This window comes from Mesorhizobium sp. WSM3866, from assembly GCF_002294795.1.
Classification (GTDB): domain Bacteria; phylum Pseudomonadota; class Alphaproteobacteria; order Rhizobiales; family Rhizobiaceae; genus Mesorhizobium.
The window spans coordinates 27418-43168 of sequence record NZ_NSGC01000018.1 but is presented as its reverse complement, the minus strand read 5'-3'; the positions used below and the strand labels follow the sequence as shown (position 1 = coordinate 43168).

12 protein-coding genes and 2 pseudogenes are annotated in these 15751 nt (G+C 59.1%); 4 read left to right on the top strand and 10 right to left on the bottom strand.

Annotated features, from left to right (window positions below):
- Positions 1–162: 162 nt before the first annotated feature.
- Entirely contained in the window at positions 163–753 is a 591-nt protein-coding gene (locus CK222_RS27780; RefSeq protein WP_095779879.1) for a NodA family N-acyltransferase, read from the top strand.
- Between the two features lie 360 nt (positions 754–1113).
- Here the strand turns inward: CK222_RS27780 and panD are convergent, their stop codons facing one another.
- From panD to CK222_RS27725, 10 genes and pseudogenes are all read right to left on the bottom strand, one after another.
- Positions 1114–1566: an aspartate 1-decarboxylase gene (panD, locus tag CK222_RS27775; protein ID WP_095796152.1), complete on the bottom strand. Its 453-nt coding sequence runs from the start codon at positions 1564–1566 to the stop codon at positions 1114–1116.
- 46 nt (positions 1567–1612) lie between these two features.
- Positions 1613–1778 (bottom strand): annotated as a pseudogene (locus CK222_RS33165) (3-oxoacyl-[acyl-carrier-protein] synthase III C-terminal domain-containing protein); the annotation flags it as partial.
- 83 nt (positions 1779–1861) lie between these two features.
- On the bottom strand, positions 1862–3403 hold the full coding sequence (locus CK222_RS27765) for an L-aspartate oxidase (RefSeq protein ID WP_095802544.1): 1542 nt from the start codon (positions 3401–3403) through the stop codon (positions 1862–1864).
- Positions 3400–4374, bottom strand: a complete 975-nt coding sequence (gene nadA, locus CK222_RS27760) for a quinolinate synthase NadA (RefSeq protein ID WP_095779876.1) — start codon at positions 4372–4374, stop codon at positions 3400–3402. The genes CK222_RS27765 and nadA overlap by 4 nt, the downstream gene beginning before the upstream one ends.
- Positions 4375–4436: 62 nt before the next feature.
- Entirely contained in the window at positions 4437–5357 is a 921-nt protein-coding gene (locus tag CK222_RS27755) for a hypothetical protein (protein ID WP_095832504.1), read from the bottom strand.
- A 413-nt stretch (positions 5358–5770) separates the two neighbouring features.
- Positions 5771–7513: a nif-specific transcriptional activator NifA gene (gene nifA, locus CK222_RS27750; RefSeq protein WP_210201949.1), complete on the bottom strand. Its 1743-nt coding sequence runs from the start codon at positions 7511–7513 to the stop codon at positions 5771–5773.
- Positions 7514–8060: 547 nt separating this feature from the next.
- The gene (locus CK222_RS27745; RefSeq protein WP_095802543.1) at positions 8061–9092 is read right to left on the bottom strand and encodes a LacI family DNA-binding transcriptional regulator; all 1032 of its coding nucleotides are present in this window, start codon (positions 9090–9092) and stop codon (positions 8061–8063) included.
- A 425-nt stretch (positions 9093–9517) separates the two neighbouring features.
- Positions 9518–10951 (bottom strand): dicarboxylate/amino acid:cation symporter, encoded by a 1434-nt coding sequence (locus CK222_RS27735; RefSeq protein ID WP_095802542.1) that lies wholly within the window; start codon positions 10949–10951, stop codon positions 9518–9520.
- A 557-nt stretch (positions 10952–11508) separates the two neighbouring features.
- Positions 11509–12075, bottom strand: a complete 567-nt coding sequence (locus CK222_RS27730) for a DNA-binding protein (protein WP_067318671.1) — start codon at positions 12073–12075, stop codon at positions 11509–11511.
- 1 nt (position 12076) lies between these two features.
- A complete protein-coding gene (locus tag CK222_RS27725) occupies positions 12077–12421 on the bottom strand; it encodes a hypothetical protein (protein WP_067318669.1) in 345 nt (114 codons plus the stop codon).
- 62 nt (positions 12422–12483) lie between these two features.
- Between CK222_RS27725 and CK222_RS27720 the strand changes: the two are divergent.
- The 3 genes and pseudogenes from CK222_RS27720 to gmd form a co-directional block, all read left to right on the top strand.
- Positions 12484–12930: pseudogene (locus tag CK222_RS27720) on the top strand (transposase); the annotation flags it as partial.
- A 599-nt stretch (positions 12931–13529) separates the two neighbouring features.
- On the top strand, positions 13530–14519 hold the full coding sequence (locus CK222_RS27715) for a nodulation protein NodZ (protein WP_095802541.1): 990 nt from the start codon (positions 13530–13532) through the stop codon (positions 14517–14519).
- Positions 14520–14644: 125 nt separating this feature from the next.
- Positions 14645–15745 carry a GDP-mannose 4,6-dehydratase gene (gene gmd, locus CK222_RS27710; RefSeq protein WP_095802540.1) on the top strand — a complete coding sequence of 367 codons (1101 nt, stop codon included), beginning with the start codon at positions 14645–14647 and terminating at the stop codon, positions 15743–15745.
- The last annotated feature ends 6 nt before the right edge of the window (positions 15746–15751 follow it).

The window sequence follows — 15751 nt, the reverse complement described above, 5'->3', positions numbered from 1 at the left end:
GGCGTACGCCTGACGGTGTGCTCGCAACACAACGGAGTCGCTTGGTCATTGCGGCTAGTTTCCTCGGTGACCTGCGCAAGTTGCATCGAGCCGGCTCGATGCGACAAGCATCCCCCTGCTAGGCGCTTCCCAACAAAACAGCAACAAAGATGAGGTGTTTCCATGTGCTCTGACGTGCGGTGGAGGTTGTGCTGGGAAAGTGACTTGCAACAGACCGACCATGTCGAACTCTCCGAGTTCTTCCAAAAAACCTACGGACCGACTGGGGCCTTCAACTCAAAGCCATTCGAAGGCGGCCGTAGCTGGGCCGGTGCGAGGCCGGAACTCCGCGCAATCGGCTACGACGCGCACGGCGTAGCGGCTCATATCGGCATACTCCGCCGTTTCATCAAGGTTGACGAGGTCGAACTCCTGGTGGCCGACCTGGGGCTGTACGGGGTGCGTCCGGATCTTGAGGGACAAGGGATCAGTCATTCAATGCGCGTTGTATATCCGGTATTGCGGCAGCTTGGGGTTCCATTCGCTTTCGGCACCGTCCGGCGCGCGATGCGGAACCATATGGAGAGGTTCTGCAGAGACGGCATGGCGGCGATTGTGTCGGGCGTTCGCGTGCGGTCCACTCTCCCAGATGTGTATCTGGACCTGCCGCCCACGCGCGTCGAGGACGTGCTCGTCGTGGTTGTGCCGATTGGACGCTCGATGAGCGAGTGGCCATCCGGCACCCTGATTGATCGGAACGGTCCAGAGCTATGAAACATCTTGAAGTGCCGGGTGATCGCACTGAAGGCACCGCAGCGGCGGGTTTTTGCAGAGCTGCTCGGACTGAATACGCGATCCCATTCACGTTAGCTGTGGGCAATCGAGGCTGAATTAACATGCAAAATCCGCGCATCTAAATCGTCCGGACGCGGGGTTCCGCGCGCACAGACGTTCCGGACCCTCTTCGCCGTCACCAGATGCGAGACATTGCGGCATCCCACGAAGGCATGCGGTGCCGAAAGCGCTGTGGGTCGGCCTTTCGAAGCTGAGCGTCAGCCACTTCGTGGAAGACGCTCTTCGGCGCCGAGCAAGTTGCAACGAGGCGAAGAAGCTCGCACATCTGCTGAGCGCGGCTCACGCCCCGGAGACGAGGGCAGGAATGATCAAAGGCTCATTCGCCTCGTCAAGAATGGAGAAACTGTACCGGCCATCTGTGTCAAGATCGACGGAGTAGCTCAGGCGGTCGAGTATGTAGTTATCCTGATCGAACGTAACGATCCGCGGCTTCAGCGAGGTGATATGCGCTTCGTCCAGGTAGATGGAGTTGCAGACAATAATCGGGTCGTCGGGCTGACAGGTACGAGCCGCCGCTCCGTTCAGGATGCAACAGCGTGAACCGCGCTCGCCGAGGATGACATAGGTCGAAATCCGCGCACCGGAATTTCTATTCCATATCTCCACGAATTCCATCGGCAGGATGCCGGCTGCCTCGCAGTGGTCGGGGTCGAGCGTTATCGAACCGTGGTAGTTGAGGTTCGCTTCGGTGACGTGGATGCCGTGCAGCTTGCCGGCCACTATTTTTCGCATTGTTGTCCTCATCAGCATACGAGGTGAGTCTTGGCAACGCCCGGCTAATCACAACGGCCAGCGCACCGCCGCTGAGACCCGCACCCGCCGCCCCCAAAAGAATTTTATCGCCCGGCCAAAATGGCTGCGCCCGATGGGCGAGCGAGAGCAAGATCGGATCGTCGCGGCGGAAGAGTTGCCATAGTGACGATTGCGCGATCGGCTATGCCGAGTTTCTCCCGACCACGACGAAAAATCGAACATTGGTCCTGATGTTGCACGAACCAATCGAGGTAGCGGTGCAGGTGAAGTCATATCAACAGCTCCGTTCGGATGTTTGCCAACTGATCGTGACGGCATTCTCAAAGGCTGTGCAGAGCGTCAGTCGTGAGGGGAGGGCAGCAGCATCGCGCCGGGGGAAATCGGATCGGTAATGTGAACCGCGGCTCTCCTCGCGTCGAAGGGCTGCGATAGCCATCAACAGTGTCACCAGCGCCGGATCGGCCGCGACCGTCTCGCCGACAGAGATCGGCAGCAGTGTCGCGACCGTATCGCGCATAGATTTGCCATTCCGAACAATGCCAAGCGCTTTCGACACGAGCGGGCGTATGGGTGAAGGGTCGGGCCGGACGGGAATGGTTGCGGGAAGCCTGGGCCACTGCCAACCCGCGCAAGATCCAGCCACGCTTGCCGCGACCCAGACTGCTGTCGCAACAGCTTCCGCGAGAGAGTTGCTGGCAAGCCGGTTGGCGCCATGCAGTCCCGTGCATGCGACTTCGCCGCAGGCCCACAGGCCGCCAACGGAACTGCGCCCTTCGGCATCAACGGCCACTCCGCCCATGTGATAGTGAGCGGCGGGACGCACGGGAATAGGCTCCACAGCCGGATCGATGCCGGCCTGCTTGCAAATAGCGTCGATCGCCGGAAAGCGTCTTGCGAATTTCTGCCCGAGGCAATGTCGGGCATCGAGATAGACGCGATGCCCGACAGCGAGCTGATCCGAGATCGCCCTCGCAACCACGTCGCGCGATGCGAGTTCTGCTCCGGGTGTGTCGGCCAGGAAGCGATGGCCGTCTTCGTCGATCAGCACCGCGCCTTCGCCTCGTACCGCTTCGCTGACAAGCGGCATTGGCCGGCGCGGACCATCGAGCGCGGTCGGGTGGAATTGCACAAATTCGAGATCGGCGAGCTCCGCTCCAGCACAGGCGGCAAGCGCAAGACCATGCCCGAATGAGGAGAGCGGGTTCGTTGTGTCGCAAAACAGCCCGCCTATCCCACCGGTCGCCAGCACCACGCGGCGTGTGGGGAATGCGAGCACGCCGCCGTGCAAGACTGCCACCAAGCCCACAATGCTGCCCTCCGACACAACCAAGCGAAGCGCTGTCATGCCTTCCATGATCGTGATCGAATGGGTTCGCCGCGCCACGCCGAGCAGCGCCCGAAACAACTCGCGGCCGGTTGCGTCGCCGGCGGCGTGGACGATGCGGCGACGCGAATGCGCCGCTTCCAGGCCGAGCCGCAGCCTCCCGTCGAGTGAGCGGTCGAAGGGAACGCCGAGACGGATGAGATTCTCGATGGCTTTAGGTGCGGCCTCAATCACCCGCCTGGCCATCTGTTCGTCGCAGTGTCCGTCGCCGGCAGCAAGCGTATCGGTGAGGTGGAGTTCCGGCGTATCGTCCTCGCCGAGGCTGGCTGCGAGCCCCCCCTGTGCAAGCGTGCTCGAGGTGTCGGTTCCGAGCGGGGTTCTGGAGAGCAGAACGACCGGTTGGGGCGCCAGATGAAGCGCCGTCAGCAGGCCGGCGAGGCCAGCGCCGATAATGACCGGCGCCCCACCAATGTCATGGATGGCGGGCGTCATACGAAGAGCATGCGTTCCACAGCCCAGCGGGCCCGTTCAGTGACGTGCGGATCGATGGTGATGACGTGACGGTTCTCTTCGAGCGCGGTGCGGATGTTGGCGAGCGTGATGCGTTTCATGTGCGGGCACAGATTGCATGGACGCACGAAATCCACGTCCGGATGCTCGACCGCGACATTGTCGCTCATCGAACATTCCGTCATCAGCACCACACGCGCCGGCCTATGCCGCGCGACATAGTCGGACATCGCCGCCGTCGAGCCGGCGAAGTCGGCTTCGGCCACGACCGCGGGCGGACATTCGGGATGGGCAAGTACGCTGATGCCGGGATGCGCCTCACGCAGCTCGCGGATGTCGGCCGCTTCAAAGCGTTCATGCACCTCGCAGTGCCCCTTCCAGGCGATAATCTCAACCTTCGTCTGTCGCGCGATGTTCTTCGCCAGATATTCGTCGGGCAGCATGATCACGCGCGGCACCCGGAGTGACTTCACCACTGCGAGCGCGTTGCCTGAGGTGCAGCAGATGTCTGACTCAGCTTTCACCGCGGCGGAGGTGTTGACGTAGGTGACGACCGGAACACCGGGATAACGCTGCCGCATCAGGCGCACGTCTTCGGCCGTGATCGAGTCGGCCAGCGAGCAGCCGGCGGCGAGATCCGGGATGAGCACGGTCTTGTCGGGATTGAGGAGCTTGGCTGTTTCAGCCATGAAATGCACGCCGGCTAGTACGATCACATCCGCGTCGACTGTCATCGCCTTGCGGGCCAGCTCCAGGCTGTCGCCTACAATGTCAGCCACGCAGTGAAAAATCTCCGGCGTCTGGTAGTTATGCGCCAGGATGACCGCGTTGCGCTGTCGCTTCAGTTTCAGTATCGCGTCGATGTCGTCAACGAAGACCGGCCACTCGATCGGTGGGATAACGCGCCGAACGCGGTGGTATAGCGAGGCGCTCGAAGGCAGGACGGCGCTCATCGAGCCTCCAGTTATAGTCAACGCGATTATAAGGCCTATAATCGTTGTGACTATAAGTGGTGTCAACCCCGTACGAGCGGCAATTTTGTGCCGGCCACAGGCCTCTCGTCTAGAATAGCATGGTGGAAGCGGTAGAGCTGCGCCGGCCGGCCGCCGGTCTCGGCGGTCGTCGCTCCGGTCTTCTCAACCAGCTCCTGCTGCCCTATGAGCCGGCGAAAGTTCGGCTTGTTGATGAGCCTGCCGGAGAGCGCCTCCACGGTTCGCTGTAGCTGTAAAAGCGTGAAGAGCGGCGGCATCAGTTCGAACACAACAGGCCGGTATTTGATCTTGGAGCGCAGCCGCGCAATAGCCGTTGCCAGAATGCGGCGATGATCGGCCCTCATCGATCTCCCCGGCACCGGCGCGAGGATGGCAGAATCTCCGCCGCGCTTTGCTTCCTCCACGAGGGCGGCTTCGTGGAGCAGCTCGTAGCGCTGCAGCGCGAGCTCTTCGTTCCATGCCCGGTCGTCCATGGCAAAGGCGACCGCCGCTCGCCGCCGGCGCTCGAAGCGCGTCGCGCCGTCGTCCGCGCCTTGCGCCCATTCGATGAGGCGCGGCCACAATTGTTCCAGCATCGGGGGCCTGCCGTAGCGATGATCCTCCCAGGGGAAATAGTCGTACCAGCTCGCCCAGCTGCGCCTGCCCGAGGCGCCCGCATCTTCTTGGCGGGTGAGTGCGAGATAGCTGATCGAGATCACGCGCTCGTCGCCGCCGGTCCGATCGCGATCGGCGAAGGTGTAGAGCTGCTCGATGTAACCGAGAGGCTGGCCGGTCTGCAGTTCCACCCATGCCCTGAGGCTCGACTGGAGCGAACGATGAGCGAGTTCAAACGGGCCCGAGGGGAGGGCGGCCCCTTGTTCGATGGTCAGAACACATGGTCCAGCGTCGTTCACGGCGACGACGACTGCGATCAGGTCCGCGTTGACGTCGTTGGTCTTGCCTATAGCTCTGCCTTTCCTCGGTCCCTTTGCCTAGTCCATGAGTCCTGGCCTACTTGGCAAGCTCCGCCCCGTCTAAACCGATTTAGCTCTGTGTTTTATCATACCACTCGTCGCGTCAACACCACGCGAGTGGCGATTATATCTCTTCGCACCCAGACAAAAATATGCCAAACGCGACAGTCGCCATGGGTAACGCCGGGTGAGGAGAGACGTGGATTGAGCGATCTCAGCCTGTCGGCCGAGCGGCGCGTGGCAGCACCAAAGCTCGCCGAAAGCGGGCTGTTCTTGATAGCAGCCGGCGTCAACAGGAAGGCCGCACCGCCTCACCGAGTCGGAGCCGAACAGCCAATCCTTGATTTGTCCCAGCTATTCGCCTCGCTCGGTATGTTGCGGCCCCGGCATGTCGGAAGGCCGGCTCAGAGACACTTGAGCTCGATATCGTGTTTCCTCAGGGCGTAGCCAATCTGGCGCGGCGTCAGTCCAAGCAGGCGCGCTGCCTTTGCCTGTACCCAGCCGGATCTTTCCATGGCCGCGATGAGACGCTCGCGATCGGTCATCTTCCCGTCGCTTACGAGGGCCACCCGAACAGGCGCTGGCAGTGCCAGATCACTGTAAACAGGCGGGGCCCCAAAGGCGGCCGAAGCAACAGCACCAGGCGATTGCATGGCCGGGTTCAGTGGCGATGGTGCGATCGGCTCCGATTTCGTCGCAGTCTCCGTCAATGCGTGCTTCCAGAGCATCGCGGAAAGGCATCGGCCGTGGCAGCAATCAAAATCGCTTCTGACGATTGACGCTCCCGCTGACAGGGTCGCTGTCCGCTGCACGCAATTTTCAAGCTCGCGGACATTTCCGGGAAAAGCACAGTTCATCAGCACTTCAGTCCCACTCGCATCGAAGACCAGGCTGCGGCCGTTCTCGCTGTTGAACTTCTTGAGAAACTCAGCGGCAAGCAGCGGAATATCACTGCGCCGTTCGCGCAATGCCGGCACCAGCAAGGGAACAACGCTGATGCGATAATAAAGGTCGGCGCGAAACTCGTTCCTTGCAACAGCGTCTTCCAGGTTCCTGTTCGTGGCAGCAATCACGCGAACGTCGACCTTAATCGTCTGGTTGCTGCCGACGCGTTCGAACTCCTGCTCCTGCAGAACGCGCAGCAGCTTTGCCTGGAACGAGGCAGAAATCTCGCCGATCTCATCCAGAAACAACGTTCCCTTGTCGGCGAGCTCAAAGCGCCCCTTGCGCGAGTTGAATGCACTGGTAAAGGCACCCTTTTCATGACCGAACAGCTCGGATTCCAGGACGGTCTCAGGGAGCGCTGCGCAATTGAGCTTGATGAACGGCCGCTTGGCGCGCCCCGACAACTCGTGAACGGCCTTGGCGACCAGCTCCTTGCCGGTCCCGGATTCCCCGCGCAGCAAAACGGTACTGTTGGACCTGGCTACTAACGCGACCTTCTCAAGTAGCCTGCGCAGCGCCGGGCTGTCGCCAATGATCCCCTTGACATGAGCCCTTTTGCCCTCGTGCCCAGGCTGCTTGAGCTCGCCGAATTGCTTTTGCATCCGGATTTTCTCGGCCATCGGTCGCTCGCGGTCGGACGCGAACAGGCGATGCAGCTTCACTGTCTGCCCAACCAGATTGGCGATCGTGGTGAGGAGGCGGAGGTCGTAATCGAGGAGGGAGGCTGATTTGTTGTCCAGGATGCGATCGATGGTCAGCGTGCCCACGACGTTCGCATCGATGCGAATGGGGACGCCGATGAACGACACTTTCACGTTGTCGGACGCCCCGAGCGCGTCCTTGTCGGCGGCGTTGAAGGCCGGATCCACCGCTATGTTCTCGGCGACGAGCGCCATGCCCGTCGTTATGATCCGGTCGATCGCCGCCCGTGGCAGATGCTTTCGGTGGCGATCATCGCTGCCTTCGCTCGAGCCGGCGCCGACGATCATGTCCGGTATGCCGGCACCGTTGAAGAGCGAGATGATGCCGTGCCGCACCTGCAACAACGATGGCAGGAGACCGACGACGTTGGCCAACGTGGCTTCGAGCGCAGCGGGGGCGGTGAGTGCTTTCGATGTTTCGAAGATATCTGGCGCCCTCTCGCGCAGCGGCACAAGAGACACCACGTGATTCGTCTCGGACTTTGAATTAGGTGTTTTCATTTCTGGAAGCGATATGCAGCGTCACGAGATCTGCCTGGCACGATGCTCGCAGCTGCGAGCATCGTGCTGCATATGATCATCCATCTCGCGCCGTGAAATCGTTGCTCGAGGCAAGTGCGCCTATTGTCCGGCGCGCGGATATTCTTGGCCAATCGCATTGGCGGGCGTCTTCGCTCTGCAGGCCACTGCACAATCGGCGAGTTTGCTCGCCTCGGCCTGGTACGCGGGAATTCATTTAAGCAGGAAAAGGCGTTGATGAAGACAGTCTTGACGATTGATCGGCCCGGGCCGCGGGCAAGTGCGGCCCTGGCAAATTGGAGCGGCGTCATGCGGTCAACCGCAAAGCGGAGCGATGCTTGACGCATGGCTTTCCTTTCTCTTCCATGAAGTGCGGGTCGTCGTTCTCCGATGACTTGCTTGCGCCGCGCAGCAATCATTCGTTGTTAAACGAGACCGGAATGACGGAGGTGAGTCAACCAAACTCCCGCCGCTTTTCTTTCATCGATGAAAGGAAATCAGGTTCTCATGATAGTATTTTATCACTCTTTCAGACGTTTTCCGGCAGATAGATCTCAAATGGTAGAAAAGTCTCCCCAGGGGTCTCCGAAGTGCCGACCTTGATGGCCTGGGCCATCAGCGTCATCAATTCCTGGCAAAGCAGGCGCTGGGGCGTGCCGACCGACATCGTGATCGTGCCATCTGCGAGTGCTGCCCGCGACTCCGGCGTGATCTCGTTGACGATCGCGACGAGGCCCCGGCTTTCGCCTTCTTCACGGAGCGCGGAGATCGCTCCCTCCATACCTCCTCCGGCCACATAGAAGCCGGTGAGTTCGGGTTCCCGTTGCATGAGATCCAGCGTTGCCTCGTAGGTGATCTGCCGTGCCTCAAGGTTCACGAGCGGATCGAGCAGCTCGAATGTCGGTGCATTCTCACGGAAATAGGAGCGAAAGCCGACCTCCCGCAGCTCCTGCCCCTGAAAACGGTGGCTGCCGACAAAAATCGCCACCTTGCCCGGCCGTCTTGCAACCTTCGAAAGCATCCACGCTGTCGTCCGCCCGACCTTGCGGTTGTCGAGGCCGATATAGCCGTCACGAACACCTTCGGCAAAATCGGAAAGCAGCGAGAAAACCGGTATGCCTTTTGCCTTGAGTTCTTGGACGGCTGCCGTGATCGCGGGATGGTCCGGCGCCACCATGGCGATCGCGTGGCAGCGCGCGCCGAATTCCTTGAGCAGTGGAACAAGGTCGCACGGCATGTGCGACGGCGCGAATTCGATGAGCGAAGTGCCGTGGAAGCACTTCGCCGCGTTTACCGCCGCTTCAACCTCAAGCGCGAGGCGCTGGTAGAAGTGGTGAGTCGGTTTTCTCAGGATGAAGCCAAGCCGATATTGCGGCAGGTCCCGCTGCAGGCGCTGCTTGATAAGACCTGCGGCGTGATATCCGATGGCCTGTGCCGCGGCTAAGACCCGCTGCGCAGTCTCCTCCCGCACCGGATGACGGGCATTCAGAACTCGATCAACGGTGGCAACACTGAGCCCGGCTTCCCGGGCGATATCAGCAATTGTGGGTCGCTTCGCCATGGTCTGAGTCTGATTAAAACGACATCAGGAAGAAACCCGGTAAAGGTAAGATTTTTCAGTAAAATCTGTCATTCCTGCATGATCCTGTTCGCTACCGGGAATTCTTGTCGTGGCGGGGTGGGAGGCAGAAGCCGAAACCTGAACCACGCGCCTTCCGACCGTCTTCGACATCATCGATGCCCATAGATCATTGATCCCTCTGTGCCAAGGTCGCTTTCGTTGCGTAGAGCGTTGGCGAATTGCTCAGCCGTGTCGACGAGAGCTGACCGCGGGGCTCCGATTGAGTTCCGCGCCCGGTTTCATGAACCGTCGCAATCTTCGTAAGCCCTTAAGCGCGTCGTCGATGGCTTGTGTGTCGTGACCAGTGCGGGACCTTCGCAAGGCACACATGATTTTGCACTCACCGCATGTTGGGATTCTTGATTTCATTGGCCCGCGCGAGGCTGTTTGGAACCCGCGGCTCGATTGTCAGGCGTTTGCGACCAGCCAGGCGATTCAACCGGTGGCGATGCTGCCGCCTTGCACGGTGCGGGCGCCGTCAGTGGCTGGCCGGTTGATGTCTCGGCGGGCTGGTGGCCGAAGAAGGCAGCTTGCAAATGCGCCTGATCCAATTCGCCTTCCCAGCGGGCGACGACAAGCGATGCCACCGCGTTACCGATCAAATTGGTGAGTGCCCTGCATTCCGACATGAAGCGGTCGACGCCAAGGATCAGCGCCATTCCAGCAACGGGAACGGTCGGCACTACGGACAGCGTAGCGGCCAACGTGATGAAGCCGGCACCTGTGACACCTGCTGCACCCTTCGAGGAAAGCATTGCGACGAGCAGCAGGAGGACCTGATCGCTAACTGACAAATCCGTATTCGTCGCCTGCGCGATGAAAAGGGCCGCCAGGGTCATATAGATATTGGTGCCATCCAGATTGAAGGAATATCCGGTCGGGATGACCAGGCCCACGACCGAGCGCTTGGCCCCGGCCTTTTCCATTTTCTCCATGAGAGAGGGCAGCGCGGCCTCGGAGGAGGAGGTTCCGAGAACCAGCAGCAGCTCTTCCTTGATGTAGCGGATAAGAGAAAAGATCGAGAAGCCGTTGTAACGGCAGACTGCACTGAGAACCCCGAACACGAATACAAAGGCGGTGAGATAGAAGGTCCCGACCAGCATCGCAAGGTTGGCAACCGAACCGATGCCGTATTTGCCGATCGTGAAGGCCATTGCTCCGAAAGCGCCGAACGGTGCGGCTTTCATGAGGATGCTGACCAATTTGAAAACGGGTGCAGTGAGGTCCTGAAGGAAGGAAAGAACCGATTTGCCCGATTCCCCGACCATCGCCAGCGCGATGCCGAAGAGGACGGAGAAGAACAACACCTGGAGAATGTCGCCTTCCACGAAGGCGCCGACAATCGTGGTCGGGATCATGTTTATCAGGAAGCCGGTCACGGACTGCTCATGGGCCTTTGCGGCATAGCCATTGACGGCTTGGACGTCGAGCGAGGCCGGATCGATGTTGAGGCCGGCCCCAGGCTGAATGACATTGCCGACGATGAGGCCGACGAGAAGAGCGAGCGTCGAGAAGGTGACGAAATAAGCCATCGCCTTGCCGGCAACACGGCCGACCTTCTGAAGATCGCTCATGCCGGCGATTCCGGTCGCCACGGTCAGAAAAATAACGGGCGCGATGATCATCTTGACGAGCTTGATGAAGGCATCGCCGAGCGGCTTCAGGTGTTCTCCGATTTGCCGATAAAAATGGCCAACTGCAACTCCGAGGATGATTGCGACAAGCACCTGCACGTAAGGCTTGGCACAAAGAGTCTTGCCGGATGCGCGGTTTGCGCCGGGGGCCAGTGGGGTCAACATGTTATTCCCTCCCTGACCGGTTTGGGGCGGGCCCTTCCTCCCTTCCCGTGCTTCTCCCATCGCGGCGCTCCGGTCGAACGCTGCTTCGGTCCCGGTCGCAACAGTCGTGCCAAGCCAAGAAATCGCCCGGTCTCAGGTATTTGCTACAATTGCAGAGCAAGATTGGGTGGTTTTGTGCACTGATCGCTGGCGGGAGACCCAAAGTTCCGAACCAGCCCGCTTGCAATGGTTAATTCCAGCAACGCAAAGTTCTGACTTTGAAGGAACCAAAGCGCGTGCACATGGTTCTGCCAGGCTCACAACAGGTCGTCTTAGACGGTGGTTCGCCACGGGGGAAATGCTCCGGCGTAGAGGCGGGCGAAACTCCGAGCGAGCGCTTCCTCGCTATGCTCGAGATGAGCAGCCGTCAGGTGTTAGCAGTGAGTAAGCAGTTGACCGTCCTTCCGCCGCTACTAGCGCACTCCGTTACTTCCAAGCGACAACCAAGATCGACATCTCCGTCGGAAACCTGGCCTTGCCGCCGTGGATTTGGGCGGCTTGTCCGGCGGCGAACCCTTTCAGATTGGTCGATACATCAGAACCCGACCCGTCGGGATCAGCTGCAGTAAATAGTCGAAATCGCTGATGTTGCCCGTTAGAACGGTAAATCCCAATTTCTGCGCATGCAGGAACAGCACGCAGTCCTGAAGTGCCCGAAGCCTTGAATCATGCTTGTAGCCTTGGAGGCGACACAGCATTCCTGACAGAAGGGCGGCTCGGCCCAAGACATCGGGATCTGGCGCAAAAACCCGATGGGGCGGCATATCCTTGATCATGGTCCCGATCTGCTTGATTGCCTTGCCGGTGCCCGAATGTTTCGGGTCAAGGACACCGACTGTGTGCATCAGCTCTTGGATCGCTACGGTGGAATGGTTGATCTGCCTGACATCGAGGAGGTCGGCAACTGCTTCAGGCGCCCGGCCTTGCAAACCGTCGATGTAAACGCAGGTGTCCAGCAGCAGTTCTTGCCCCGCCCCGACCAGGTTGCCGATGATCGGCAGTTCCATGTCGGGGCGGCGGCTTAAGGTTTTTTGTGGATCAAATCGCGACCATCTTACGGCCACACTAAAGTCGAAATCGGCCAATTCAGAATCCGAGCTTCAGCGTCGGATCCACAGTTCCCCGTGTTTTCCTGAAGGTCTCGGCGAAGTTGTCTTCCAGAGCCACATTAGCCAACGCAAATTCGACGAGTTCGGTATCAGACATCAATCCGGTTCGAGCTTTGGCCTTCTTGATTAGATCAGCACTCACCCGCCCCGCAATCCTGCCGTCCTTCTCAGCGCGCAGGCCGGATTCTTCCGCCCTCTGCAGGACGGCCTTAATCCTGGCCAAGCGACGGACCTGCAATTTCTCAGCCAGTTTGGGAAGGGTTCTCGTCCGCTTGCCCACTGCCCCTCGGCCGCGACGCATACGTACAGCAGTCTTCGTCATCGCGACTCCTCGCATGTCCGTTTAACAAAATTCGAATTTAGTGAACATAGCAGGCAGGGTGAATTTTTCAAATCGAAAGGTGCGAAGACATCCCGATCCTCTCGCCGGCCGACCTGAGGCAAGGCCCGCGGACTGATGCCGTCAACAACGCCTCCTGGACCGCCAATGGCGAGCCCGCCGGCATCTCATGGGGAACGCACACGGGAGCAGCTGGGCTATCTCTCGGGCTATTATGGCCGCACCCCCGTCACCCGTGTCGGCAAGCTTGAGCTGCGGGTTCCGCAGGATCGCGCCGGCCGCTTCTCCACCGAGTGTTCGAAGCGCCTCGGTGGCCACCCTAGCGGAGATGTATGTGCAGGCCGTGTCGACCAGGAAAGTCAGGGTGATCACGGCTGAGCTGTGCGGCCATGCGTCCTGGGCGGCCTCATCGATCTTGGCCATCAACAAGCGACTGCACGAGCCTGAAGACCTTTGCCGAGCGCCCGCTTCGCGGGCCGTTTGCTTACTTAGACGAGCAGCCTATCCCTTATCCATAGCGTGGATGCTCGCGATCTAAACAATCGATTTTACCAATCCGAGCCTGTCGTACATAGACCGGCTAAGTGACATGCACCGCCGCTGCTCTATCGCGTGAGGTGCACAAACGAATCCAATTGCTGGGAGAATGAGTTGCAGATTGCCGACCCACCTCGAACTCTCTGATTTCTTGAGAACACTGCGAGCCAGCCGGGGTCTTTAACGCAAAACCGTTCGAAGGCTCGACGTTGCGCCGGTGCACGGCTGAGGTCCGGTTAAACCGTGCTTGCAGATCTGCTCAACCGATCGACGGCAGACCAGGCGTGGAGCTCTCGCAAAGGAGCTGCGGCAATTGCGGAAGCAGCGCTGCGTTCGGTTGCGCCACATAGATCCTGTAGTATCCATCAACACAGCGGTCAAGGGCCGAAAGGATCAGCGGCCTCTACTAAAATGGCTTGGCCAGTTCAAGGCAGTGATACGAAGACTATGCAAATGCAATTGGCAACGACCACTATCGTTGGCTATTGGTCCGCGCGGGAGCGAGACAGCCAACCCTCCTAATGCTTATGGTGTTCTGAAGGAGACAATGTAGATGCGTGTTAATGGCTCGAGAATGGGTCGGTTCGTTGTTTCTCGACGGCGCGAGGGTCTCGGTGACTGCCTGTGGTCTCTCGCATCGGCTTGGGACTACGCACGTCGGACGGGACGAGCTTTAGGAATAGATTGGCGCGGCTCTTGCTACCTTGACGATCCTTTTGCGAATGCCTTTCCGGTTTTCTTCAAGCCAATTGAGGAGATCGGTGGTGTACCGGTCATTTGCGATGACCAAATCAACCACGTCTCATTCCCCGGACCGTTCTTCCCGTCGTGGTGGAACAAGCCATCCATTGACTGCGTGTACCGTCCGGATGAGCAGATTTTCCAAGAACGTGATGAGCTTAGCGGTCTCTTCCGAGCCCAGGATGATTGTGAAGCGAACACGGTAATTTGTGATGCTTGTTTGATGTGGCGTTGCGATGAGGAAGCCGAGCGAACGATATTTCGGAGCATCACGCCGAGGGCCGAAATCGAGGATCGGATTGAAGCGCTTTACCAAGAACACTTTGCCGGCCACAGCGTAATTGGAGTCCATGTCCGCCACGGCAACGGCGAGAATATTATGGATCACGCCCCCTACTGGGCTGATCAAAAGATTGCCTTAGAGCAGGTATGCACTGCCATTCGTATGGCCAAAGCGCAACCGCATCGAAAGCCTGTAAGGGTGTTCTTGTGCACAGACAGCGCCAAGGTTGTTGATCACTTGTCGGGCGCATTTCCCGAACTTTTCACTGTCCCAAAACGCTTCCAGGCGGATCAGGCCGGCCCGCTACACAGTGCAGCACTGGGCGCGGAAGGGGGTTTCTCCGCTCTCGTTGAAATGTATCTCCTTGGTCGATGCGACACTGCAATTCGCTTTCCTCCGACTAGCGCCTTCAGCCGCTATGCCCGCCTCTTCGTGCCGCGCATTATTGAATTCGATTTGAATGACCCACGTCGTTTGATCTCGAGTGATAAGGCCTTCGAACGTTCCCCGGCTCCATGAAAGCGTTGGCATGCCTTTGCGCAGCGTCGCCGTTCGCCTTGCCCAATTCGTCCCCTTCTCGCCACGCAACCCCGCCGCAGGCATGCAGGTTCTTGGGCCCGTCAAAATCAAAAAAGGATTGAAGCTTGTCGCAGAGAAAAGTAGCTTTGATCACCGGGATCACGGGGCAGGACGGTTCCTACCTTGCAGAACTGCTTTTGAAAAAAGGCTATTCTGTGCACGGGATAAAGAGACGCTCGTCCCTTTGCAATACAGATCGTGTTGACCATCTCTATCATGACTCTCATGAAAGTGGTGTGAACCTTACACTTCATCACGGTGATTTGACGGACTCGTCCAGCCTTACGCGCGTGATCCAACTTGTTCAGCCGGACGAGATTTACAATTTGGCCGCTCAGAGCCATGTTGCAGTCTCCTTTGAAGAACCAGAATACACCGCGAACTCCGATGCGTTGGGGGCGCTGCGTATCCTCGAGGCAATTCGGATCCTGGGGCTCGTCAAGCATACGCGCTACTATCAGGCCTCGACCTCCGAGCTTTACGGGCTGGTGCGGGAAACGCCACAGACCGAGACTACACCGTTCTATCCCCGGTCCCCCTACGCCGTGGCCAAATTGTATGCTCACTGGATGACCGTGAACTATCGAGAAGCTTACGGTTTGTATGCATGTAACGGCATTTTATTCAATCATGAATCACCGGCGCGCGGAGAAACCTTTGTAACGCGCAAAATCACGCGCGCCTTGGCTCGGATTAAGCTTGGAATGCAGCGGAGCCTCTTCTTGGGCAACCTTAATGCGCGTCGTGATTGGGGGCACGCGCGAGACTACGTCCAGATGCAGTGGTTGATGCTTCAGCAGGAGCAAGCTGAAGACTTTGTGATCGCTAGCGGTGAGCAACATTCGGTGCGCGAATTCGTCACCGTCGCGGCCGCTGAACTCGGCATGGATATTCGTTGGGTGGGGGAAGGGGTCGACGAAGAGGGGTACGATGCAAAGACCGGCGCTCTGATCGTAAAGATAGATCCCCGTTACTTTCGTCCTGCGGAAGTCGAGACACTTCTTGGCGATGCGCGCAAGGCCAGGGAAAAACTTGGGTGGGAGCCCAAAATCTCCTTCATTGAATTGGTTAGGGAGATGGTTCGGGAAGATTTGCGCATGGCAGAGCGTGACGCAGTGCTGATGAAGCAAGGTTATTATTCACACAGTCCACGAGAGTTATGCTGACAACGG